Annotated in this window: 23 protein-coding genes; 4 read left to right on the top strand and 19 right to left on the bottom strand. The window is 33.8% G+C overall.

What is annotated here, in order from left to right; genetic code table 11:
• Positions 1–172 precede the first annotated feature (172 nt).
• Both lpxD and IEV84_RS05175 read left to right on the top strand, forming a co-directional pair.
• On the top strand, positions 173–1,171 hold the full coding sequence (lpxD, locus tag IEV84_RS05180; protein ID WP_188493127.1) for a UDP-3-O-(3-hydroxymyristoyl)glucosamine N-acyltransferase: 999 nt from the start codon (positions 173–175) through the stop codon (positions 1,169–1,171).
• Between the two features lie 316 nt (positions 1,172–1,487).
• Positions 1,488–3,116, top strand: coding sequence for an acyl-CoA carboxylase subunit beta (locus IEV84_RS05175; protein WP_188493577.1), 1,629 nt, complete (start codon positions 1,488–1,490; stop codon positions 3,114–3,116).
• Between the two features lie 87 nt (positions 3,117–3,203).
• Here IEV84_RS05175 and IEV84_RS05170 read toward each other — a convergent pair whose 3' ends face one another.
• Together IEV84_RS05170 and IEV84_RS05165 are read right to left on the bottom strand one after the other, a co-directional pair.
• Complete coding sequence (locus IEV84_RS05170) at positions 3,204–3,752, bottom strand: DUF8465 domain-containing protein (RefSeq protein ID WP_188493125.1); 549 nt, start codon at positions 3,750–3,752, stop codon at positions 3,204–3,206.
• Positions 3,742–3,927, bottom strand: coding sequence for a hypothetical protein (locus tag IEV84_RS05165; protein ID WP_188493123.1), 186 nt, complete (start codon positions 3,925–3,927; stop codon positions 3,742–3,744). The genes IEV84_RS05170 and IEV84_RS05165 overlap by 11 nt, the downstream gene beginning before the upstream one ends.
• 183 nt (positions 3,928–4,110) lie before the next feature.
• Between IEV84_RS05165 and epsC the strand changes: the two genes are divergently transcribed.
• Both epsC and cysM read left to right on the top strand, forming a co-directional pair.
• Complete coding sequence (gene epsC / locus IEV84_RS05160) at positions 4,111–4,902, top strand: serine O-acetyltransferase EpsC (RefSeq protein WP_188493121.1); 792 nt, start codon at positions 4,111–4,113, stop codon at positions 4,900–4,902.
• Between the two features lie 2 nt (positions 4,903–4,904).
• Positions 4,905–5,792, top strand: coding sequence for a cysteine synthase CysM (cysM, locus tag IEV84_RS05155; protein ID WP_188493119.1), 888 nt, complete (start codon positions 4,905–4,907; stop codon positions 5,790–5,792).
• 51 nt (positions 5,793–5,843) lie between these two features.
• Here the strand turns inward: cysM and IEV84_RS05150 are convergent, their stop codons facing one another.
• From IEV84_RS05150 to rpsF, 17 genes are all read right to left on the bottom strand, one after another.
• A complete protein-coding gene (locus IEV84_RS05150; RefSeq protein ID WP_071185897.1) occupies positions 5,844–6,554 on the bottom strand; it encodes a response regulator transcription factor in 711 nt (236 codons plus the stop codon).
• A gap of 3 nt (positions 6,555–6,557) precedes the next feature.
• On the bottom strand, positions 6,558–8,144 hold the full coding sequence (locus IEV84_RS05145; RefSeq protein ID WP_188493117.1) for a sensor histidine kinase: 1,587 nt from the start codon (positions 8,142–8,144) through the stop codon (positions 6,558–6,560).
• 68 nt (positions 8,145–8,212) lie between these two features.
• Complete coding sequence (gene coaE / locus IEV84_RS05140; protein WP_188493116.1) at positions 8,213–8,800, bottom strand: dephospho-CoA kinase; 588 nt, start codon at positions 8,798–8,800, stop codon at positions 8,213–8,215.
• Between the two features lie 2 nt (positions 8,801–8,802).
• Positions 8,803–9,801 carry a glycosyltransferase family 2 protein gene (locus tag IEV84_RS05135; protein WP_188493114.1) on the bottom strand — a complete coding sequence of 333 codons (999 nt, stop codon included), beginning with the start codon at positions 9,799–9,801 and terminating at the stop codon, positions 8,803–8,805.
• A 156-nt stretch (positions 9,802–9,957) separates the two neighbouring features.
• Positions 9,958–11,148, bottom strand: coding sequence for an enoyl-ACP reductase FabV (gene fabV, locus IEV84_RS05130; RefSeq protein WP_188493112.1), 1,191 nt, complete (start codon positions 11,146–11,148; stop codon positions 9,958–9,960).
• Between the two features lie 101 nt (positions 11,149–11,249).
• A complete protein-coding gene (recN, locus tag IEV84_RS05125) occupies positions 11,250–12,902 on the bottom strand; it encodes a DNA repair protein RecN (RefSeq protein WP_188493110.1) in 1,653 nt (550 codons plus the stop codon).
• Positions 12,903–12,955: 53 nt separating this feature from the next.
• Positions 12,956–13,840, bottom strand: coding sequence for a type IX secretion system protein PorD (gene porD, locus IEV84_RS05120; protein WP_188493109.1), 885 nt, complete (start codon positions 13,838–13,840; stop codon positions 12,956–12,958).
• The gene (coaBC, locus tag IEV84_RS05115) at positions 13,833–15,044 is read right to left on the bottom strand and encodes a bifunctional phosphopantothenoylcysteine decarboxylase/phosphopantothenate--cysteine ligase CoaBC (RefSeq protein WP_188493107.1); all 1,212 of its coding nucleotides are present in this window, start codon (positions 15,042–15,044) and stop codon (positions 13,833–13,835) included. Before coaBC ends, porD begins: the two co-directional genes overlap by 8 nt.
• Positions 15,045–15,050: 6 nt before the next feature.
• Positions 15,051–15,368, bottom strand: a complete 318-nt coding sequence (locus IEV84_RS05110; RefSeq protein ID WP_035657230.1) for a DNA-directed RNA polymerase subunit omega — start codon at positions 15,366–15,368, stop codon at positions 15,051–15,053.
• A 9-nt stretch (positions 15,369–15,377) separates the two neighbouring features.
• Positions 15,378–16,172 (bottom strand): outer membrane protein assembly factor BamD, encoded by a 795-nt coding sequence (locus IEV84_RS05105; RefSeq protein WP_188493105.1) that lies wholly within the window; start codon positions 16,170–16,172, stop codon positions 15,378–15,380.
• A gap of 135 nt (positions 16,173–16,307) precedes the next feature.
• On the bottom strand, positions 16,308–17,189 hold the full coding sequence (gene dapA, locus IEV84_RS05100; RefSeq protein WP_188493103.1) for a 4-hydroxy-tetrahydrodipicolinate synthase: 882 nt from the start codon (positions 17,187–17,189) through the stop codon (positions 16,308–16,310).
• 11 nt (positions 17,190–17,200) lie between these two features.
• Positions 17,201–17,719 (bottom strand): DUF6913 domain-containing protein, encoded by a 519-nt coding sequence (locus IEV84_RS05095; RefSeq protein ID WP_188493101.1) that lies wholly within the window; start codon positions 17,717–17,719, stop codon positions 17,201–17,203.
• 150 nt (positions 17,720–17,869) lie between these two features.
• Positions 17,870–19,876 carry an NAD-dependent DNA ligase LigA gene (gene ligA, locus IEV84_RS05090; protein ID WP_188493099.1) on the bottom strand — a complete coding sequence of 669 codons (2,007 nt, stop codon included), beginning with the start codon at positions 19,874–19,876 and terminating at the stop codon, positions 17,870–17,872.
• Positions 19,877–19,961: 85 nt separating this feature from the next.
• Complete coding sequence (locus tag IEV84_RS05085; protein ID WP_188493097.1) at positions 19,962–20,435, bottom strand: DUF6495 family protein; 474 nt, start codon at positions 20,433–20,435, stop codon at positions 19,962–19,964.
• A 149-nt stretch (positions 20,436–20,584) separates the two neighbouring features.
• Positions 20,585–21,028, bottom strand: a complete 444-nt coding sequence (gene rplI / locus IEV84_RS05080) for a 50S ribosomal protein L9 (RefSeq protein WP_188493095.1) — start codon at positions 21,026–21,028, stop codon at positions 20,585–20,587.
• A gap of 64 nt (positions 21,029–21,092) precedes the next feature.
• Complete coding sequence (rpsR, locus tag IEV84_RS05075) at positions 21,093–21,389, bottom strand: 30S ribosomal protein S18 (RefSeq protein WP_007138295.1); 297 nt, start codon at positions 21,387–21,389, stop codon at positions 21,093–21,095.
• 5 nt (positions 21,390–21,394) lie between these two features.
• The gene (gene rpsF / locus IEV84_RS05070; protein WP_071185910.1) at positions 21,395–21,736 is read right to left on the bottom strand and encodes a 30S ribosomal protein S6; all 342 of its coding nucleotides are present in this window, start codon (positions 21,734–21,736) and stop codon (positions 21,395–21,397) included.
• Positions 21,737–21,750 lie beyond the last annotated feature (14 nt).

Raw genomic sequence — 21,750 nt, 5'->3', positions numbered from 1 at the left:
TATTGTTTTACACCCTATTCTGCTCATTTTTTATTTCTTAAAAAGATTACAAAACACTCCTTAAGAATAAGTCTTTGTTAAACTTTAGCCCGGTATTCTTAAAATATTAGGATTATCTATATAGAATCTGTTCATTTGAGCCTTCTATTTAACTAATTTCCCTAACCACCTTATGAAATCTTACTCTATACATGAAATAAACGATGTTCTCAAAGGCAGAATTTCAGGTAATACGCTACAAAATATTACTGCTGCTGAACAACTGGAAATCGCCTCTGATTCTGAAATTTCTTTTATTGGAAACAAAAAATACGAAAAACTTTGGGCTACATCCAAAGCTTGTGCTGCTGTAGTAAATGAAGATATTGCTATTGAACCCGGAGAAAACAGAGCTTTTATAAAAGTAAAAAATGCAGATTTGGCAATGTCGCAAATATTAGAGCTTTTTGCACCTCCTTTGCCTCAATTTACTATAGCTATTCATCCCAGTGCAATAGTTGATGAAACTGCCAGTATTGGTGCAGGAACAAAAATTGGTGCAGGAAGCTATATTGGACCTAATGTAAAAATTGGAGAAAACAGCACCATTTATCCAAATGTTACCATTCTTGACGAATCAACTATTGGGAAAAATACGGTGATTTGGTCAGGAACAGTTATTAGAGAACGTTGCCATATTGGTCATGCCTGTATTATCCACCCTAATGCTACTATTGGTGCAGATGGATTTGGATTCCGTCCTTGTCCTGAAAAAGGCTTGGTTAAAATTCCTCAGATTGGAAATGTAATCATTGGAAACAATGTCGAAATTGGTGCCAATAGCTGTATCGACAGAGGTAAATTCAGTTCTACTGTTTTAGGTGATGGCTGTAAAATTGATAATTTAGTTCAAATAGGTCATAACAGTAAACTGGGGCGCTTTTGTATTATGGCAGGAAATAGTGGTTTAGCTGGTTCAGTCACACTAGGAAACGGTGTTATCATTGGAGGAAGTGCTTCTATAAAAGACCACACCGCTATTGGAGACGGAGCTGTTATTGGTGCCGGTTCTGGAGTTACCTGCGACATTCCTGCCGGAAAAACCATGTTGGGTTATCCTGCAGTTGAGGCTCGTGATGCTTTAAAACAATGGGCTATTCTAAAAAGACTCGTGAACGATTCTAAGAAATAATTTTTTTTTATTTTTATTTTTTTACCGCAGATTAGCAAATTTAAAACTTTGTCAATCTGTGGTTCTTTTATTTTAAAATATAAGTCATTTAAGCTTTTTTGAAAAACCAGAACGGATTCAAGTCCAAATAAGCTTTGAAGTCAACATTCCTTTAATACAAATTACACAGATTCTCATAAATGAATAAAACTTATATTGACTTAGCTTTTTACTTTAGATAAAATCAAAAACTTAAATGACTTATATGGTTAAAAAAACAAAAAACTTCAATTGGTTTTGTATTTTAGCCATCAATTTTCTTGCAATTACAAACACCATGGATTTAAACTTCAACAAAAACGAAGATCACAATAAACTTTTACTCTCTGAATTAAAACAGCAACTAGCCAAAGTAAAATTAGGAGGCGGAGCAAAACGAATTCAAAAATTACACAGTGAAGGAAAAATGACTGCTCGTGAGCGCATTGATTATTTGCTGGATGCCAAAGCCGAAAGTATTGAAATCGGAGCACTCACAGGAGAAGGAATGTACGCAGCACATGGTGGCTGTCCTTCGGGAGGAGTTGTAGTAAAAATTGGTTATATCAAAGGAAAACAATGTATTGTTGTTGCCAATGACGCTACCGTAAAAGCAGGTGCCTGGTTTCCTATTACGGCTAAGAAAAACCTTCGTGCTCAGGAAATTGCGATGGAAAACAAAATTCCAATTATCTATCTGGTTGACAGTGCCGGAGTGTATTTGCCTATGCAGGACGAAATTTTCCCTGACAAAGAACATTTTGGACGTATTTTTAGAAACAATGCGATGATGAGCAGCATGGGAATTACCCAAATTTCGGCTATTATGGGCAGTTGTGTTGCCGGTGGTGCTTACCTTCCTATTATGAGTGATGAGGCCATAATTGTCGATAAAACGGCGAGTATTTTTCTTGCCGGAAGCTATTTAGTCAAAGCAGCTATTGGTGAAACTATCGACAATGAAAGTCTGGGCGGAGCTACTACACATTGTGAAATCTCAGGTGTGACCGATTATAAAGCCAAAGACGATAAAGACGCCTTAGATAAAATAAAAAATATCGTTGACAAAATAGGTGATTATGAGAAAGCGGGATTCAACCGTATCAAATCTCAAAAAACGACCTTAGACGAAAACGAAATTTATGGCATTTTGCCAAAGGCTCGCACCGAACAATACGATATGATGGAAATCATCAGTCGTCTGGTCGATAATTCAGAGTTTGAAGCCTACAAAGACGGTTACGGACAAACCATCATCACGGGTTACGCACGTATTGACGGCTGGGCTGTGGGGATTGTAGCCAATCAGCGAAAAGTAATCAAAACCAAAAAAGGCGAAATGCAGTTTGGCGGGGTCATCTACTCTGATAGTGCTGATAAAGCCACGCGTTTTATTGCTAATTGCAACCAGAAAAAAATTCCACTGGTATTCTTGCAGGATGTAACTGGTTTTATGGTGGGATCCAAATCAGAACAAGGCGGAATCATCAAGGACGGAGCTAAAATGGTGAATGCCGTGAGTAATTCGGTGGTACCAAAATTCACCGTAATTATTGGGAACTCTTATGGAGCAGGAAACTACGCTATGTGTGGTAAAGCTTACGACCCAAGATTAATTGTAGCCTGGCCAAGTGCCGAACTCGCTGTTATGGGTGGTACTCAGGCCGCTAAAGTTTTGGCTCAAATTGAAGCTTCATCATTAAAAGCCAAAGGAGAAACTGTTGATGAAACTAAAGAAGCCGAATTATTTGCTAAAATCAAAGCACGTTACGATGAGCAGGTATCTCCTTATTATGCTGCTTCCCGTTTGTGGACTGATGCTATTATCGATCCGTTGGAAACCCGAAAATGGATTTCGATGGGTATTGAAGCTGCTAACCACGCTCCAATCGAAAAAGCTTTTAATTTAGGAGTTATTCAGGTATAAAATTATCCCTCCTGTCTTTCGAATAGATTAACGGCATAAACCATTTCTACTAAAATTGAAAAGATATGAGGGATAATCTAATCAGTTCTATTTCTTGCTTTGTTTAATAAAAACCTCTGTGGCACCCTGACCGTACTTTTGATAATTAGCTTCCTGAAAATCTATATTATCATAACGTCCTAAAAGAAAATCGAGTTCAGCTTTAAGGACACCTTCACCCACTCCATGGATAAAAACAATTTTTGGAATACGATTCTTAATGGCAAATTCTATATGTCTTTGTGCAGTTTCAGCCTGTAGAGTCAAAATATCATAATTCGACATGCCGTGTTTGTTCTTGACTAATTTCTCAATATGCAGGTCAAATTCAGGAACTCCTACTTCTTTTTCTTTGCGTTCTTTTACAAAACTTCTTGGTTTTGGAATTGCTTTTTCCTTCTTAATTTCATCTACATTAAATCTTTTAACAGAATCCATTAAATTACCGGACTCGTTAGTTTTAACCAGTTCGTTAATCAAAAAATTCATTACAAAACCTTCATCGGTTTCAATAGTAACATTCTGAGCATTAACACTCAAAACAACGCCATTAATAGCCTCATCGAGTACGGCTACTTTATCTCCTTTAATCAACATCTTCTTTTTCTTTTTCTTGATTTTTACTAGGTGTTTTAGCACTTAATTGCATCATTCCAAACATAAAAACAGCCATTGCTATTACAGTTACATACACATTTTGGTTAGTACTGCTTTGTTCATAAAAAGCAACTACAACAGCTATAATCATTAGAGGGATTAAAATCTTTTTCATGGTTTAGAATATCAGATTTCAAAAGTACTAAAATTTAAAATGTAGTTTTAAGAACGCTTCTTATAATTCCAATAAAACCCATTTCTCAAAAGCATTTTATTCAAAATAGTTCAATATATTTGTTTCAAATATAGACACTGTTTCAAAGCAAACGTCTTTCTACAAACATCACAATCCAAAATCATGACAAAGGATTTAGTTATACAAAATATTGCTGCGCTTAAAAGCCACACCTCCATTAATTACGGAATAAAAACTAAAATAGAGAAGTTTACCGAAAAATTATTCTATACTTTATTTGACTCTAATGCTCCATTAGCAGAAAGCATTGACGAACTGGAAGTTTTATTTAAAGAAATCTCTAAAGTAGCCTGTCAAAAACCACAGGATCGTTGTGAATCGATGTGGGATAGTTTTCTTCACAAATTACCAACTGTCCTTGAAAAATTAAATCAGGATGCCGAATACATTTTAGAAAATGATCCGGCTTCCAACAGCATTGAAGAAGTATATTTAGCTTATCCGGGATTTTATGCAATTGCTATTTACCGTTTAAGTCACGAACTCTACAATCTGGATTTAATGCTTTTTTCGAGATTAATGAGCGAATATGCACATAAAACAACCGGAACCGATATTAATGCCGGAGCTCAAATTGACTCGCCCTTTTTTATAGACCATGCTACAGGAATTGTTATTGGCGAAACAACGGTTATTGAAAAAAACGTAAAAATATATCAGGGAGTAACACTGGGAGCCCTCAGCGTGAGCAAAAACATGAAAAATGCAAAACGACATCCAACAGTTGAAAAAAATGTTTGTATTTATGCCAATGCAACCATTTTAGGTGGAGAAACCATTATTGGCAAAGACAGTATTGTAGGTGGAAATGCCTGGGTAACCAAGTCGGTTCCGCCAAAATCAATCGTTATGAATACTACAACTACCGAAGTAAAAGTAAAAGAAATTAAATAATTATGAAGTCTCAAAAATTAGTTGACTTAATTGGGAATACGCCACTTGTAGAAACAGTCAATTTAGTACAAAATAAAAACGTAAAACTACTTTTAAAATTAGAAGGAAACAATCCCGGCGGTAGTGTCAAAGACAGAGCGGCCTATTATATGATCAAAGGCGCACTGGATCGCGGCGAAATCAAAAAAGGAGACAAATTAATTGAAGCTACCAGTGGAAATACCGGTATTGCATTGGCAATGATTGCTCAATTATTAGGCATCGAAATTGAACTTATTTTGCCTGAAGATTCCACCAAGGAACGCACTCAAACTATGCGTGCTTATGGTGCAACAGTAATCCTTACTCCCGCTGCTGAAGGAATCATCGGTTCAAGAGATTATGCTGATAAAAAAGTAGCCGAAGGCGGTTATATCATGTTGAATCAATTTGCAAACAATGATAACTGGAAAGCGCATTACAACACCACCGGCCCTGAAATCTGGAACGATACCGAAGGCACAGTCACCCATTTTGTATCAGCTATGGGAACAACGGGAACTATCATAGGAACTTCTACTTACCTAAAAGAAAAAAATCCAGGTATAGCAATCATTGGAGCTCAACCTTCTGAAGGTTCACAAATTCCCGGAATCAGAAAATGGCCGGAAGAATACCTACCAAAAATTTTCAATCCTTCCAAAGTGGATCGAACCGTTGATGTAAGTGAAAAAGAAGCCCGTGCAATGACGAAACGTTTGGCTTTAGAAGAAGGTATTTTTGCAGGAATGAGTAGTGGCGGCGCAGTTGCTGTTGCTGTCAAAATTGCCGAAGAACTGGAATCGGGTGTAATTGTAGCTATTATTTGCGACCGTGGAGATCGTTACTTATCTTCTGATTTATTTGATTAATTTTTTATTTATAAACAAAAAGTCCCGAATTATCGGGACTTTTTGTTTTGTTTAGGCTTTATTTTTAATTACCAATCGGAAACCTTCACCGTGAATATTTAAAATCTCAACATCTTCGTCAAGTTTCAAATACTTTCTCAATTTAGCAATGTAAACATCCATACTTCGGGAAGTAAAATAATTATCGTCTCTCCATATTTTTGTCAAGGCTAATTCTCTTGGCATTAAATCATTTTCATGAAGAATCAACATTTTCAATAATTCATTCTCTTTTGGAGATAATTTCACAGGTTCTTCCCCTGCGTAACTTAAGAATCTCAATTTAGAATTCAAATGAAATTTACCAATTGTAAATTCAAACGGAACCTGTTCAGCTTTAACATCAGAAGCTTTTCTTTGAATGATGGCTTTTATTTTCATCAATAACACTTCCGAATCAAATGGTTTATTCAAATAATCATCTGCACCCGCCTTATAACCTTTCAAAACATCTTCCTTCATTGATTTTGCAGTAAGGAAGATAATAGGCACTTCGGCATTTTTCTCTCTTATTTCTTTAGCTAATGTATATCCGTCTTTATAAGGCATCATTACATCTAAAATACATAAATCATAAGAATCTTTTTTAAATTTCTCAAAACCTTCCATTCCATTCTTAGCTAAAGTAACATCAAAGTCATTTAGCATTAAATAATCTTTTAGAACAGCTCCAAAATTTAAGTCGTCTTCTACTAAGAGAATTTTTTTATTTATATTTTCCATAATCTAATTTATTAGAGGTAATTTTATAATGAAGGTACTTCCTTTTCCTTTTTCACTTTCAACAAACACTTGTCCGTTATGATCTTCTACTATTCTTTTTACATAAGCTAAGCCCAAACCGTGACCTTTTACATTATGTAAATCTCCTGTATGCTCGCGATAGAATTTTTCAAAAACTCTTTTTTGAGCCACCTTACTCATTCCTAAGCCCTGATCTTTAACCTTTATCAGAATCATATCTTTAATATTCTCAGTATAAATATCAATCTTAGGGGTTTCAGGCGAATATTTTATTGCATTTTCTAATATATTTACAATCACATTTGTAAAATGCACTTCGTTAATTAAAACACTGGTTCTTGCTGCTTCAAAATGTTTATTTATTTCTCCTCCTCTGTCCTGCAAAATTAAATTTACATGATCAATCGCATCGTAAATCACTTCTTCTACATTGCTTGAACCTTTTTCGATATCTAATTCTTTTTTCTCTAATTTCGAAATTCGCAATACATTCTCTACCTGTGCGTGCATTCGTTTATTTTCATCCCGAATCATCTGCAAATACCTGAAAACCTTTTCTTTGTCTTCAATAATTTTAGGATTCTTTATCGCATCTAAAGCCAAATTAATCGTAGCAATAGGTGTTTTAAACTCATGCGTCATATTATTTATAAAATCAGTCTTAATCTCCGAAATTTGGCGTTGACGAATTAATTGATTTAATGCACTGGTATAAGCAATTAAAATAATCAACGTAAATACTATCGATAAGATTGTAATACTTACTAATTCTGATAATAAAAATTTCTTTTTATTGGGAAAAGTAACTGATAATTCATATTTCTCATTTCCTTCATTGTCAGCAAGAATTGGAATTGAATAAGTAGCATCCTTATCAAAATGAAAATCATCCGATTTTATTTTTGTCAAATTTTTGTTGCTGAAAATTCCAAATTCAAATTTGGTATTCACTCCATGTTCAACCAATTCTTTTTTCAAAAGACTTCTTAATTTTTCTTTTGAAATCCTTTCGTCAATAGATAATGTTGACGCGTAATCCTTATATGAAATCTGCAATTGCGCTTTATTTAAAACGTCAAGATTTCCCTCTTTCAAATATTTTTCATCCGGAATTAGACTTTTATTTAAAGTCGAATTATCAATCGTTTTTTTGTTATTATAAACCTCTGTTAATCTTGTAGAGCTAAAACTCTTAAAACCATCTGAATTAAATTTTTTATTGAATAAAGGACCATTATAGTCATATTTCTCAGATGTAATACTGTTTTTATAAATGATTGTTTTATTAGTCTTGGTATTTCTCTGAACAAATAAAATCTCCAATAAATCTTCTTTCTCAGGAATTTTACCCGTACTGTCCTTTATATGATTAATTTTATCATAAAAACTATACTCTTCCTGTTTTTCAAGTTTATCTGCTACATTATCAATTACCTGTGTAACGTGATATTTAAACTGTTCATCATTATTTTTAAATGAAGTATTGAACCAATATACCTGAACAAGTATAATCCCTATAAGAGACAAACTCATCAATAAAACAAGAAATCTAAAAAATAATTTATTCATCAAACCAAAATTAACTTTTTAACACTATAGTTGATAATGTATTAACCAAACATTAACATCTGTGCGTCCTATTGCTTAATCGACAAAATTTTAAGAATTTCATCAATTTTAAGTTTAGCCAAATCAATATCTATATTCTCAACAACAAAATCACTTTTAACAATACGCTGTTCATCTGTCCATTGCGCATTAATTCTGTTTACCACTTGTTCCCGACTAATAGTTTCTCTTTCTAAAACGCGGTTGATTCTGGTTTCTAAAGGTGCTGTTACCGTCAAGATACAATCAAAATTAACATAGCTACCACTTTCAAATAAAATTGCCGATTCATAAACTACAATTGGAGCTTCTTTATACTGAATCAACCAATTGTTAAAATCTTGCCTGACAGCCGGATGCACAATAGCATTTAATGCTTTTAATTTATCCGGATTCTCAAAAACAATCGCTGCTAATTTTGCCCTGTTCAATCCGTTTTCATCAAAAACAGCCGCACCAAATTGCTCTTTTATGGCCTCAAGTATTTCTTGAGTTTGCATCACTTTTTTACCTGCATCATCAGCTATATAAACCGGAACTCCTAATGAAGCAATATAATTAGCAATAGTAGTTTTACCGCTGCCTATCCCTCCTGTTAAACCAATAATTTTAGGCATAATTATACTTTAAAAAATAATTTAGGAAAAGCTTCTTCCGGCTTTTGTTTTAAAATAATCACTTTAATATAAGACTCCAGGAAGCCTAAACCATAACCCGAAAACTGCTTCCAAACTGCTGTTACCGAAAGATAACCTATTTTAACACTCTTATTTTGAATACTTGACACTAAAAATATTACAAAAAAGTAAACACAATACAATTTTGCTAAAAGATCATATGTGAATATCAGCAACGCGATTGCCAGCGCTAAACCGATAATAAATACCGATGGAAAAAAGAAAGTCAACTTGCTGTATTGCGGATACCAACTATTCAAAATTGGCCGTGCTTTTCCAAATTTATTTACCTGAACCGAAAATTTATCCCAGTCAATTCTTCTCTTATGATAAACATAGGCTTTAGAAAAAAGTCTGGTTTCAAAACCTAAATTCCATAATCGAATCGATAAATCAGGATCTTCACCGGGATGAATATTTCCAAAACCATTAGAAGCCTCAAATGCTTTACGGGAAATTCCCATATTAAAACTTCGCGGCTGGAACTTACCAATTTTTTCCGAACCACCTCTTATCCCTCCTGTTGTCAGAAAAGAAGTCATAGCAAAATTAATTGCTTTTTGAATATCTGAAAAACTCTTCAAAGCTCTGTCTGGTCCACCAAAACAGTCCACATAATCTTCTTTTAAAGCCTTATCCACTTCAGTCAAATATTCAGACGGAATAATACAATCCGAGTCGAATATGATAAAATAATCACCTTTAGCCTTTCTCATTCCGTAGTTTCTGGAATCTCCGGGACCTGAATTTTCTTTGAAATAATAGGAGATGGCTAATTTGCTTACATATTGATTGACAACATCTTCGCATCTAACTGTAGAACCATCTTCTACAATCACAACTTCAAAATCTTCTTTATAATCTGATTTTGACAAACTTTCCAAAAGTTCATCGACTTCGTCCGGACGATTATACACGGGAATAATCAAAGAAAAATACATATTCTTAAAAGCGGTATTAATTATACAATATAAATGTAATATTTTAACAAAGATAACCTTTAATCAATAATGCGCCTTAATTTTAAATGCTTTTATACATTTAAAATCAAGACGCATTATCAAAAAAATTATATTTTATTCTTTTTCGAAATAAAATTAGGCGATACTTTCCACCTGAACCATTTCGTCAGCTTCAGCCTTATAATCTACTCCGGCTAAATCGAAACCAAATAAATTATAGAAATCTTTTCTGTATCCTTCTAAATCTCCAATTTCTGCAAGATTTTCAGTTGTAGCCTGCTCCCATAATTGAGCTACCTGAGCCTGAACATCTTCGCGCATTTCCCAGTCATCAATTCTAATTCTACCTTTTTCATCTACCGGTACTTCTCCTCCTGTAAACAATCTTTGTTGGTACAAACGTTGGATTTGCTCGATACAACCTTCGTGAATTCCTTCGGCTTTCATTATTTTATACAATAAAGAAATATACAATGGAATTACAGGAATAGCCGAACTTGCCTGAGTAACCAAAGCTTTATTTACCGAAACATACGCTTTTCCGTTAATATCAGCCAAACTATCTGAAATTTCGAAAGCAGTAGCTTCCAAATGATCTTTTGCACGACCAATTGTTCCTTTTCTGTAAACCGCCTCAGTGACTGATGGCCCGATATAAGAATAAGCAACTGTATTTGCTCCCGGAGCTAATAAATTTTCAGCTTTTAAAGCATCAATCCACATAGCCCAATCTTCACCTCCCATTACGGCAATTGTATTTTCGATATCATCACCTGCACATGGCTCAATAGAAACCTCAGAAACTTTTCCAGTGTGGAAATCTACTGTTTTATTAGAAAAAGTTGCTCCGATAGGTTTTAAAACCGAACGGTGAGTAACTCCTGTATTTGGATTGGTACGAACCGGAGAAGCTAAACTGTAAATTACTAAATCAACCTGACCTAAATCAGCCTTAATTAAATCTAAAGTTTCTCTTTTTACTTCATTCGAAAAAGCATCTCCATTAATACTTTTTGCATATAAACCAGCTTTATGCGCTTCTTTTTCAAAAGCTGCTGAATTGTACCAACCTGGTGAAGCCGTTTTTCCAGCCATAGGTGGTTTTTCAAAAAATACTCCAATAGTTGCTGCATCAGAACCAAAAGCACTTGAAATTCTTGAAGCCAAACCAAAACCTGTAGAAGCACCAATTACCAGTACTTTCTTAGCACCATCAATGGCTCCTTTTGATTTAACATACTCAATTTGATTTTTAACACTTTGCTCGCATCCAACCGGGTGTGCTGTCAAGCAAATAAATCCTCTCATTCTAGGTTCTATGATCATAGGGTATCAATATTATATTTTTATTTTTTTTTAAGGCAAATAAAACAATGACTTTATCAAGAAAAAGCCATCATTTTGGTTGGCAAATATAGAGCATTTTTTTAGTTCAACAAGGCTTTTGCATGATTTAGAGCCGAATCTGAAACAATAGTTCCCGATAGCATTTGTGCTATTTCAACAACACGCTCTTCTTCTGATAGTAATTTTAATTCTGATTGGGTATCCTCGTCAATTGTTGATTTAAACACTTTAAAATGAGCATCCCCTTTAGCGGCAATTTGTGGCAAATGGGTAATTGCAAATATCTGCATGGTCTTACTCATTTCCTTCATGATTTCCCCCATTTTAATAGCAATCTCTCCCGAAACTCCGGTGTCAATTTCGTCAAAAATCAAAGTTGGTAATTTAGAATACTGAGCCAAAATAGCTTTTACAGCCAGCATGATTCGGGACATCTCTCCTCCCGAAGCCACTTTTTTCAACAAACCAAAATCAGTTCCTTTATTAGCCGAAAACAAAAATTGCAATTCGTCTTTTCCATTAGCAAAATAAGTTTCGCCTTGAGTAACTTCTATATTAAAACGCGTATTAGGCATCCCTAAAGTCGCTAATATCTGAATCATTTTTTCAGACAAAACAGGAATTGCCTGAATTCGGTTATCATGAATGGTGGTAGCCAAAACGTTTAGTTCTGACGTTTTCTCCTGAATAGCAGTATTTAAAAGCGTAATTTCTTCTTCAATATTTCCTAATTCAACAACCTCGTTTTCCAATTTCGCCTGGATAGCCAACAAATCATCCACGGTTGCAACCTGATGCTTTTTTTGCAAATTATAAATCAATTGTAATTTTTGATTAATTTGCTCTAATTGCTCGGGATCATGCGTTATTTTTTCAGAACAACGATTCATTTCCGTCGCAATATCATCAAATTCTATCGTCAAACTATCGATTCTTTCCAACAGCTCTTTGTACTCAGTCGAAAAAGAAGCAATTTTTTGAATAGCTGTTTTAATTTCTTTCAGATTATTTAAAACACCAAATTGCTCTTCATTGGCAATAGCCAAAGATTTATCAATGGATTCCTTAATGATTTCAACATTATTTAGTTGTTCAAAAACGCTTTCCAGTTCTTCCTGTTCTCCCGATTTTAATTGAGCTGCAAGCAATTCATTCAATAAAAAAGTATGATATTCCTGTTCTTTATTGGATTCGCTTTGTTTTTTAATAAGCGAATTTAATTGGGTCTTATCTGATTTATAACTTTTAAGCAGTGATTGATACTCTGAAATAATTCCTGAATTTACAGCAATTGCATCAATAATATCAAACTGCACATTTTCATCGGTAAGTTCCCTTGTTTGTTGCTGCGAATGAATATCAATCAAAAACAATCCTAAATCCTGCAATTCCTGAAGATTCACAGGACTATCATTAATAAAAGCACGCGATTTTCCAGAAGGTAAAATTTCTCTTCTTATGATTGTTTCATCTTCGTAATCCAAATCATTAGCTTCGAAAAAAGCTTTTAAATTGTATTTTGAAATATCAAATTGCGCTTCGATAATACATTTTTCTTCTTTATTTTTTAACGAAGTCAAATCGGCGCGTTTACCTAAAACCATCCCTAAAGCACCCAAAATAATAGATTTCCCTGCTCCTGTTTCTCCGGTAATAATGGAAAATCCTTTAGAAAAATCAATAGCTAATTTTTCAATTAAAGCATAGTTTTTTATTGATAGTGCCGTAATCATTAATTGTGTTTATGTAAGTTATTGTATTGGAAATCTAAAAAAAACAAGAAGAACTAAAACTTAAATGTTGCCCATTTACTGGAATTCATAGGTGAAATTTTATTCAAATTATCAACTAAATCAGTAATGCTTAAATTTGGACCTCCTGAAAAAATAGAAACAATTTCATCTGACTTAGCATCAAAAAAACCGCGGGTCAAAAAAGCGTTTGGTTTTGAATTATTCAATTTATTTAATGCAATTAAAGATTTTTTTACTTTTTCTTTAGCCGATTTAGTATCAGCAGTCATTCCATCCAGAGCCTGGTGGTAATCAAAAATTGTTTTTCTAATTTCTGCAAAAGTTGGCGATAATAAATCATTAATTAAAAAATAACGATTTTGATTTCCGTCCAATTGACTCCAGCCCTTATAACCACTTTGCTGGGCAATTGTAGCTATAGTTTGTGCTGTTTGATAAACCGGATCACCGGATTTTAATTCAAATGTATCTTTATCCATTCCGATAATTACATAACTGTAAAAAGAAATCACAGAAATAAGATTGGACTGAAATGAATTAACATTAAATACTAAATTCTCAAATTCGGTATAAGTAAAATTAAAATCTTTATCGTTAATATTTAAAACCGGAGTTTCATAAGAAGAATCAAAAACAGGACGGGAAGATTGTACCTGAATAGTTGCTGTAAACTGATCCGAACTATGAGAAAGCAAAGTAATATACATCGAACAATTAATCATTTCCTGTTGTTTGTAATTTTGCGTAGTCCAATCGGTTTTATTAACAAACTCATTCAGAGAAGTTTCTAACGTTTTATACACCTGCTGATTGGGATTACCCATTTTTTGAGCATTAACAGTCACAGTACAATTCAACTGTTGCCCCTGAACAAAAGCAAAACTTAACAGAAAAACAAAGACAATTATCTTATTCATGAAAATGCGCTATTACTTTATTTAAAATATCATCAGCAACCGCTTCTTTGGATTTTAACTCCATCGGTTCAATATTAAAATCTTTATCAATAAAAGTAACCTTGTTTGTCATTTTTTGAAAACCGGCACCTTCATCCTGTAAAGAATTTAAAACAATCAAATCTAAGTTTTTTTTCTGAATTTTAGCCTTAGCATTCTCAATTTCATTTTCAGTTTCCAAAGCAAAACCGATTAAAAACTGCTGTTTTTTATTATCACCCAGCGAAGACAGGATATCTTTTGTTTTTTCGAGTTCAATAACAAATTTTTCAGCTGCTTTCTTTATTTTTTGATTTGCCACGTTTTTAGGTCTGTAATCAGCCACCGCTGCGGCAGCAATCGCCACATCAACATCAGCATAATACTGATGACAGGCATCGTACATTTCCTGAGCCGAAGTAACTTTGACAACCTGAACCAAAGAATGATTTACAACACAATGCGTGGGTCCGGAAATTAAAACAACAGAAGCGCCTAAATTAGCAGCACTTTTAGCAATATCAAACCCCATTTTACCCGAAGAATGATTCCCTATAAAACGAACAGGATCAATAGCCTCATAAGTTGGTCCGGCGGTAATTAGTATTTTTTTACCTTTTAAAGGTAATTTACTCTCTAAATCAGCTTCCAGAAAAGCAATAATATTTTCAGGTTCAGCCATTCTGCCTTCACCGGATAATCCACTGGCTAATTCTCCGCTTTCGGCAGGAATCATGATATTACCAAAATTTTCCAAGGCTTTAAAACTTGCTAAAGTTGAAGGATGCTTGTACATATCCAAATCCATTGCAGGCGCAAAATAAACCGGACATTTAGCTGAAAGATATGTTGCAACAAGCAGATTATCACATGTACCGTTTGCCATTTTTGACAAGGTATTTGCAGTTGCGGGAGCAATAAGCATTAAATCGGCCCAAAGCCCAAATTCCACATGATTATTCCATTTTTCATTTTCTTCGTCCTGATTAAAAAATGTAGAATAAACTGGATTTTTAGATAAGGTGGATAATGTAAGTGGGGTTACAAAATCCTTAGAAGCAGGTGTCATTATCACTTGGACATGTGCACCTGCTTTTATAAAAAGTCGTACTAAAGACGCTGTTTTATAGGCGGCAATTCCGCCAGAAACACCTAGCAAAATCTTTTTACCGCTTAAAACTGACATAGTATCTTATTTGTTTGATTCTCTGTGATAGATTTTACCATCTAACCATTCCTGAACTGCTAAAGCATGTGGTTTAGGTAATTTTTCATAGAATTTAGAAACCTCGATTTGTTCTTTGTTTTCAAAAACTTCTTCAAGACTGTCATTATATGTAGCAAACTCTTCCAATTTTTCAGTCAATTCTTTTTTGATTTCAGAATTAATTTGGTTCGCTCTTTTAGCCATAATGGTAATTGCTTCATACACATTTCCGGTAGGTTGTTCAATAAGCGTTTTATTATACGTTATTGTATTTACCGGAGCATTCGTCTTTTTTAAATCCATGACTTATATTTATTTAGTATATTTTTGTAATTCTTGTTCCACACGAGCATACATCTCGTCTGCTTTTTCTTTGTATTTGGTATCAGCTTTAAACTTGATCAGATTTTGATACGAAGTTTTAGCCACATTCAATCTTTCCTGCATTTTTTCAGGTACACTGTTAATACCTAATTGGTATGCTGAATCAAATTTATAAAACAATGCGTCTTCCTGAAATTTGGTACCCGGAAAATCGATAATAAAATTATCAAAAGCCACTAAGGCTGATTTAAAGTCAGAAATCGTATTGTATCCTTTTGCGTTTTCGTAAACTTTCTTTTCTATTTTTTCCGATAATAATTTAGTCAAACCATTTGCTTCAGCTAAATAAGCCGAATTAGGATACCTATCGATAAAAGACTGCATTTTCTCAATCGCCTTGTGGGTATCCGCCTGATCTAAACTATACACGGGCGACAATACAGCATAACTTTTAGCACCTAAAAAAGCAGCTTCTTCTGCCTTTACACTCTTTGGATATCCTGAAACAAAGCTTTCAAACTGATAAGCTGCCAAATGGTATTGTTTTGTTTTGTAATACGATTGTGCAAACATATAAAACAATTTTTCCGCCTGAGGTTTTCCTCTGAATTCTGGAGCTATTTGCTCAAAAAGTCGCAATGCTTTAGAATATTTAGCTTGTGCAAACAATGTATCTGCCATCGTAAACTTCTTCGAAACATCTTCGCTTTTCAATGCTTTTTGATACTCATTACAGGAACCAAAAAGAACAACAAGAAGCAATAAGGATATAATTTTCTTCATTTTTTTATTTTTATCTTTAAAATACAGACTTTTACAGTCTATAAAAAATCATACCGAAGTTTCGGTGGCAAATTTAGTTATTAATTTAGCGACTACAAAATATTTCTTAGCTTAAAAAAATCGAGTAAAAACGACTTATTTGTCTATTTTTTTTACAAACTCAACGATTCTTTGTTGTAAGGATTCATCTACACTCACCAGTGGAAGTCGAACAGTATTTTCAGCTATTCCTAAAGCCTGAAAAACCTGCTTAATACCTGCCGGATTTCCTTGTTCAAAAATCATATCAATACAATCAAACAATAAATATTGTGATTTGAATGCTTCGTCCACTTTTCTGTTCAAGCCCAAACGAATCATTTCTGAAAATTCTTTTGGAAAGCCCTGCGCTATAACCGAGATAACTCCCGAACCTCCTGCCAATACAGTTGCCAGCGCTGTCATATCATCTCCTGAAATCACATGGAAATCTTTTGGTTTGTCTTTCAACAATTGCATTGCCTGAACAATATCGCCAGCTGCTTCTTTAATCGCTACAATGTTTTCAAAATCATTTGCTAAGCGCAAAACCGTTTTTGGTAACATATTACTCGAAGTTCTGCCAGGAACATTGTAAATAATCACAGGTATTGGAGAAGCTTCTGATACAGCTTTAAAATGCTGGTAAATTCCTTCTTGAGAAGGTTTGTTATAATATGGAGAAACAGAAAGAATCGCAACATAAGGAGACAAATCTCTTGTTTTTAATTCCTCAACCACTTTCATAGTATTATTTCCACCTACTCCTAAAACTAACGGCAAACGACCATTATTAGCTTCAATAACAGTTTGAATTACTAATTCTTTTTCGTCATTGCTTAGCGTTGCGTTTTCTGCAGTTGTCCCTAAAATAACCAGGTATTCAATTCCTCCATCTACAGAAAAATTTACAATTCTTTTTAATGCTTCAGTATCAATTGAAAAATCTTCTTTGAAAGGAGTTACAAGAGCAACACCAGTTCCTATTAATGATTGCATGTTTTTAGATTCTATTTTTTGTTTAATATTTTTAAATACCTGAATAATTCCTGAACAAAGATTTTGTAATTTTCTGAATTAGTATTAATCATCAAATTATTGAATCGTTTGTCTATTGTTGAAAAACCAACTTTAAATTTAGCTTTTGATTCATGCGTTGCAACCAGCAAAACAGCTTTATCAACATCATAATAACTTATCAATAAATCAAAATCTTTAGCCAAAAAATCATTTACTACCTGATTTTTAATCTGAGCTTTCCAATTCAAATGCCCTGATTCTAATTTTGTAACCAAAGAAGTCAAATTCTCTTTCGATTTACTTTTATAAAGCAATAATTCAATTCTTTCCTTTACAATTCCGTTTGCTGCTAATTCGCTAATCAACTGCTGTGTCTGATTAAAATAACTTTCGTCAATAATTAATCCTACTGTTTCTATCTTACCATTAAAAGTGCCTGCCTTAACATCGAGCAAACTGTTTTCTAATAATTTCTTTACAAAAAACTCTTTTAAGTAATTTAAAAACATAACTTGTCTTTATTAGTAAACAAAATTAATTAATTAAGTCAGACTAAAGGTGGCAAATCTAAAAAAGTATAATGACGATTTGAAACTTTTTGTTAAATTCTTAACACTTATTCTGAAATTATAATCAAATTTATCTCCAAACTATTCCCGTTAATTTACAGTCAACATTTGCATAAAATCCGTTTCGGAGATAATTGGAATATTCAACTTATTGGCTTTTTCTAATTTAGCAGGCCCCATATTATCTCCGGCTACCACAAAATCCGTTTTAGAAGATATTGAACTACCTACTTTTCCGCCATTATCTTCAATAGCATTTTTAAGTTCGTCTCTTGAAAATTGAGTAAAAACTCCGGAAACCACAAAGATTTTACCTTCCAGAATATTTGTAGCATTCAGATTTACTTTTTCTACAATTTCTAACTGAACTCCATACTCTTTTAAACGATTGATAATAATTTTGTTTTCTTCGTTTTCGAAAAAATCAACTACACTTTGAGCAATACGTTCTCCAATTTCATCTACCAAAACTAAATCCACCAAAGTAGCCCGACTTAGCGCCTCTATATTTTTATAATGTTTTGCCAGTTTTTTAGCTACAGTTTCGCCAACATAACGAATTCCCAAAGCATACAACACACTTTCAAACGGAATAGCTGTAGATTTTTTAACACCATTAACTAAATTCTCCGCCGATTTTTGAGCCATTCGCTCTAAAGGTAAAATTTGCTCAACTGTCAGTTCGTACAAATCGGCATAATTTTGAACCAAATGATTATTATACAACAAAGCCACCGTTTCCCCTCCTAAACCTTCTATATCCATTGCTTTTCGGGAAATAAAATGCTGAATTCGACCAATAATCTGCGGTGGACAGCCATAAAAATTTGGGCAATAATGATTAGCCTCTCCTTCGTTTCGAACCAATTCTGTTTGACATTCGGGACAATGACTGATATAAACTGTAGGAACTGAATTTTCCGGTCGCTTAGTCAGATCAACTGCAATAATTTTAGGAATAATCTCCCCTCCTTTTTCAACAAAAACAGTATCATCAATTCGAATATCCAATTTCTCAATTTGGTCAGCATTATGCAAAGAAGCCCTTTTTACAATGGTTCCCGCCAATTGTACCGGCTCTAAATTAGCCACAGGCGTGATTGCCCCCGTTCTTCCTACCTGATAAGAAATCGATTCCAATCTCGTAGCTACTTGTTCCGACTTGAATTTATAAGCTATTGCCCAACGCGGCGATTTTGCCGTATATCCTAATTCCTCCTGATACTGAATACTATTTACCTTCACCACTACCCCATCGGTTTCATAAGGCAAATCATGACGATGCACATCCCAATAATCAATAAACTCAAAAACCTCTTGTAAGCTATTAGTTAATTTTGCTTCTTTTGGTACTTTAAAACCCCATTTTCGAGCTGACTCCAAACCATCAAACTGAGAGGTAAACGATAGTTTTTCTCCCGTTACAAAATACAACAAACATTCCAAAGGACGCTTAGCCACCTCTGAACTATCCTGTAATTTCAAACTACCTGAAGCTGTATTTCGGGGATTAGAATATGGCGTTTCCCCAATTTCAATCAACTCCTGATTCATTTTTTCAAATCCGGCAAAAGGCAGAATAATTTCACCGCGAATATCAAATTTATCAGGATAATTATCTCCTTTTAATTGTAACGGAATCGACCTGATGGTCTTAATATTATTGGTTACATCATCACCCTGAAAACCATCACCGCGCGTTACCGCACGAAGTAATTTTCCGTTTTCATACGTAATACTAATCGATGCGCCATCATATTTCAATTCGCAGGTATATTGCAAATCAACATTTCCTAAAACTTTTTGAATTCTAGTTTCCCAATCCTGTAAATCTTCTTTAGAATACGAATTATCCAAAGAATACATACGATGTGTATGCGGAACGGTTTGGAAATTTTTAGTGATTGTACCACCTACTCTTTGCGTTGGCGAATTAGGATCGAAAAATTCAGGATGTTTATTTTCCAAATCCTGAAGTTCTTTTAATTTTATATCAAACTCATAATCAGATATCGTCGGATTATCCAACACATAATAATTGTAATTATGAAGATTGAGTTCTTCTCTTAATTTTTGAATCGTATTTAGAACATCCATATAAAAAAATTGGTCATTTTAGTTGCCGTAAACAGCCTACTAAAATAACCAATTTAAAAGAAATAACAGCTTTTATTATTTCAAATTACGACTCAATAATCGAATTTATTTGTTTAAATAATTGCCCATCACTCAAAAAAGCACCTTGTTGAATTAATGCAAAAATTGAAGCATTTCGCTCTTCGGTAAACACTTTTTTCCCTACTTTCATTTCGATGGTTTCCGTAAACATGTTATCACTAAGCCATTGCAAACCTTCTTTTGTCAAAAAGTCAACATCAGCCACTAATGATTTCAAAACAATAGACTGCACATGGGTATCAAAAGCCTGAAAAAGAAAAATATGATTTTTAGAAAAATGCTCTAAATATTCTGCTTTAGACAAAACACCTTCCCATATCAAATCAGAAAAAACATCCAATTCCTGTTCGGCTACTTCCGGTTTTTCTGCTTTTATTTTATCCCACTCCGCTTTATCAATAGACTGAGTAGCCAGAAAGTTTACAAACTCCGGATGCAATTCCTCAAACTGCTCTTTTGTTAATCTCGAATATTTCATATCATTACTAGGAACAAAGCAATACCGTTCCAAATTATTAAAAATTAAAAAAAAGATGAGATTGCTTCTCCCGAAGTTTCGGAATCACAATGACATCAAACAAAAAAATCCCGACTTGCATCGGGATTTTATTTTTATATACTTAGAAATTAAGCTTTTTCAGCAACGATTTCATAAGCTAATTCAACAATTACATCTCTGTGTAATCTTACAGTAGCTGAATATTTTCCAGTACGTTTAACGATTCCAGAAGTAATGAATTTTCTGTCGATTGATTGACCTGCTTTTTCTAAAGCTCCAACGATGTCAATATTTGTGATTGAACCAAATAATTTTTCACCACCTGCTTTAGCAGAAATTTTAATTTCAAGAGCTTTTAATGTTTCAGCCAACGCTTTAGCATCAGCAACAATTTTAGCTTCTTTGTGCGCTCTTTGTTTTAGGTTTTCAGCCAATACTTTCTTTGCAGAAGCAGTAGCCAATTGAGCAAATCCTTGTGGGATTAAGTAGTTACGACCGTATCCGTTTTTTACAGTTACGATATCATCTTTAAAACCTAAGTTTTGAACGTCTTTCTTTAAAATCAATTCCATGTTGATGTCCTTTGTTATAGAAGTTAGTCCCGACAGTATCGGAACAACAACTGTTAATTTTTAATTATTTTAATAAATCGGCCACGTATGGCATTAAAGCTAAGTGACGAGCTCTTTTTACAGCTACAGACACTTTTCTTTGGTATTTCAATGAAGTACCTGTTAAACGACGAGGTAAAATTTTACCTTGCTCGTTAACAAATTTCAATAAGAAATCAGCATCTTTATAATCGATGTATTTGATTCCAGATTTTTTGAAACGACAATATTTTTTAGTTTTGTTAGTCTCAATATTTAAAGGAGTAAGATATCTGATATCTCCGTCTTTTTTTCCTGAAGCAGATTGTTGTAATGTTGCCATGATAATTAAGCTTTTTGAGATTTAAGTTTTGCTCTTCTTCTTTCAGCCCAAGAGATAGCATGTTTGTCAAGACTTACAGTTAAGAAACGCATAACTCTTTCGTCACGTCTAAATTCAGTTTCAAATGCCAAAAGAACTTCTCCTGATACTTTGAATTCGAATAAATGGTAAAAACCAGATTTTTTGTTTTGGATTTCGTAAGCCATTTTTTTCAGACCCCAATCCTCTTTAGCTACCATTTCTGCTCCTCTGCTAGTAAGAAAATCTTCAAATTTGCTTACTGTTTCCTTTACCTGAACGTCAGATAAAACGGGATTTAAAATGAAAACAGTTTCATAGTGATTCATAAAATTTCATTTAA

Origin of the sequence: Flavobacterium palustre (assembly GCF_014639535.1) — a bacterium.
GTDB lineage: Bacteria > Bacteroidota > Bacteroidia > Flavobacteriales > Flavobacteriaceae > Flavobacterium > Flavobacterium palustre.
The sequence above is the reverse complement of the archived record's forward strand: the minus strand, read 5'-3'. Positions and strand labels throughout refer to the sequence as shown.

Excerpts from the sequence above, each read along its gene's own strand:
- coaBC (WP_188493107.1), bottom strand. The coding sequence starts at position 15,044 with ATGTCAGTTTTAAGCGGTAAAAAGATTTTGCTAGGTGTTTCTGGCGGA.
- IEV84_RS05105 (WP_188493105.1), bottom strand. The coding sequence starts at position 16,172 with ATGAAGAAAATTATATCCTTATTGCTTCTTGTTGTTCTTTTTGGTTCC.
- IEV84_RS05135 (WP_188493114.1), bottom strand. The coding sequence starts at position 9,801 with ATGTATTTTTCTTTGATTATTCCCGTGTATAATCGTCCGGACGAAGTC.
- IEV84_RS05110 (WP_035657230.1), bottom strand. The coding sequence starts at position 15,368 with ATGGATTTAAAAAAGACGAATGCTCCGGTAAATACAATAACGTATAAT.
- coaE (WP_188493116.1), bottom strand. The coding sequence starts at position 8,800 with ATGCCTAAAATTATTGGTTTAACAGGAGGGATAGGCAGCGGTAAAACT.
- IEV84_RS05175 (WP_188493577.1), top strand. The coding sequence starts at position 1,488 with ATGGATTTAAACTTCAACAAAAACGAAGATCACAATAAACTTTTACTC.
- IEV84_RS05150 (WP_071185897.1), bottom strand. The coding sequence starts at position 6,554 with ATGGAAAATATAAATAAAAAAATTCTCTTAGTAGAAGACGACTTAAAT.
- IEV84_RS05145 (WP_188493117.1), bottom strand. The coding sequence starts at position 8,144 with ATGAATAAATTATTTTTTAGATTTCTTGTTTTATTGATGAGTTTGTCT.
- recN (WP_188493110.1), bottom strand. The coding sequence starts at position 12,902 with ATGATTACGGCACTATCAATAAAAAACTATGCTTTAATTGAAAAATTA.
- IEV84_RS05085 (WP_188493097.1), bottom strand. The coding sequence starts at position 20,435 with ATGAAATATTCGAGATTAACAAAAGAGCAGTTTGAGGAATTGCATCCG.
- IEV84_RS05095 (WP_188493101.1), bottom strand. The coding sequence starts at position 17,719 with ATGTTTTTAAATTACTTAAAAGAGTTTTTTGTAAAGAAATTATTAGAA.
- lpxD (WP_188493127.1), top strand. The coding sequence starts at position 173 with ATGAAATCTTACTCTATACATGAAATAAACGATGTTCTCAAAGGCAGA.
- dapA (WP_188493103.1), bottom strand. The coding sequence starts at position 17,189 with ATGCAATCATTAATAGGAACTGGTGTTGCTCTTGTAACTCCTTTCAAA.
- epsC (WP_188493121.1), top strand. The coding sequence starts at position 4,111 with ATGACAAAGGATTTAGTTATACAAAATATTGCTGCGCTTAAAAGCCAC.
- rpsF (WP_071185910.1), bottom strand. The coding sequence starts at position 21,736 with ATGAATCACTATGAAACTGTTTTCATTTTAAATCCCGTTTTATCTGAC.
- fabV (WP_188493112.1), bottom strand. The coding sequence starts at position 11,148 with ATGATCATAGAACCTAGAATGAGAGGATTTATTTGCTTGACAGCACAC.
- IEV84_RS05170 (WP_188493125.1), bottom strand. The coding sequence starts at position 3,752 with ATGTTGATTAAAGGAGATAAAGTAGCCGTACTCGATGAGGCTATTAAT.
- porD (WP_188493109.1), bottom strand. The coding sequence starts at position 13,840 with ATGAATAAGATAATTGTCTTTGTTTTTCTGTTAAGTTTTGCTTTTGTT.
- rpsR (WP_007138295.1), bottom strand. The coding sequence starts at position 21,389 with ATGGCAACATTACAACAATCTGCTTCAGGAAAAAAAGACGGAGATATC.
- rplI (WP_188493095.1), bottom strand. The coding sequence starts at position 21,028 with ATGGAATTGATTTTAAAGAAAGACGTTCAAAACTTAGGTTTTAAAGAT.
- cysM (WP_188493119.1), top strand. The coding sequence starts at position 4,905 with ATGAAGTCTCAAAAATTAGTTGACTTAATTGGGAATACGCCACTTGTA.
- IEV84_RS05165 (WP_188493123.1), bottom strand. The coding sequence starts at position 3,927 with ATGAAAAAGATTTTAATCCCTCTAATGATTATAGCTGTTGTAGTTGCT.
- ligA (WP_188493099.1), bottom strand. The coding sequence starts at position 19,876 with ATGGATGTTCTAAATACGATTCAAAAATTAAGAGAAGAACTCAATCTT.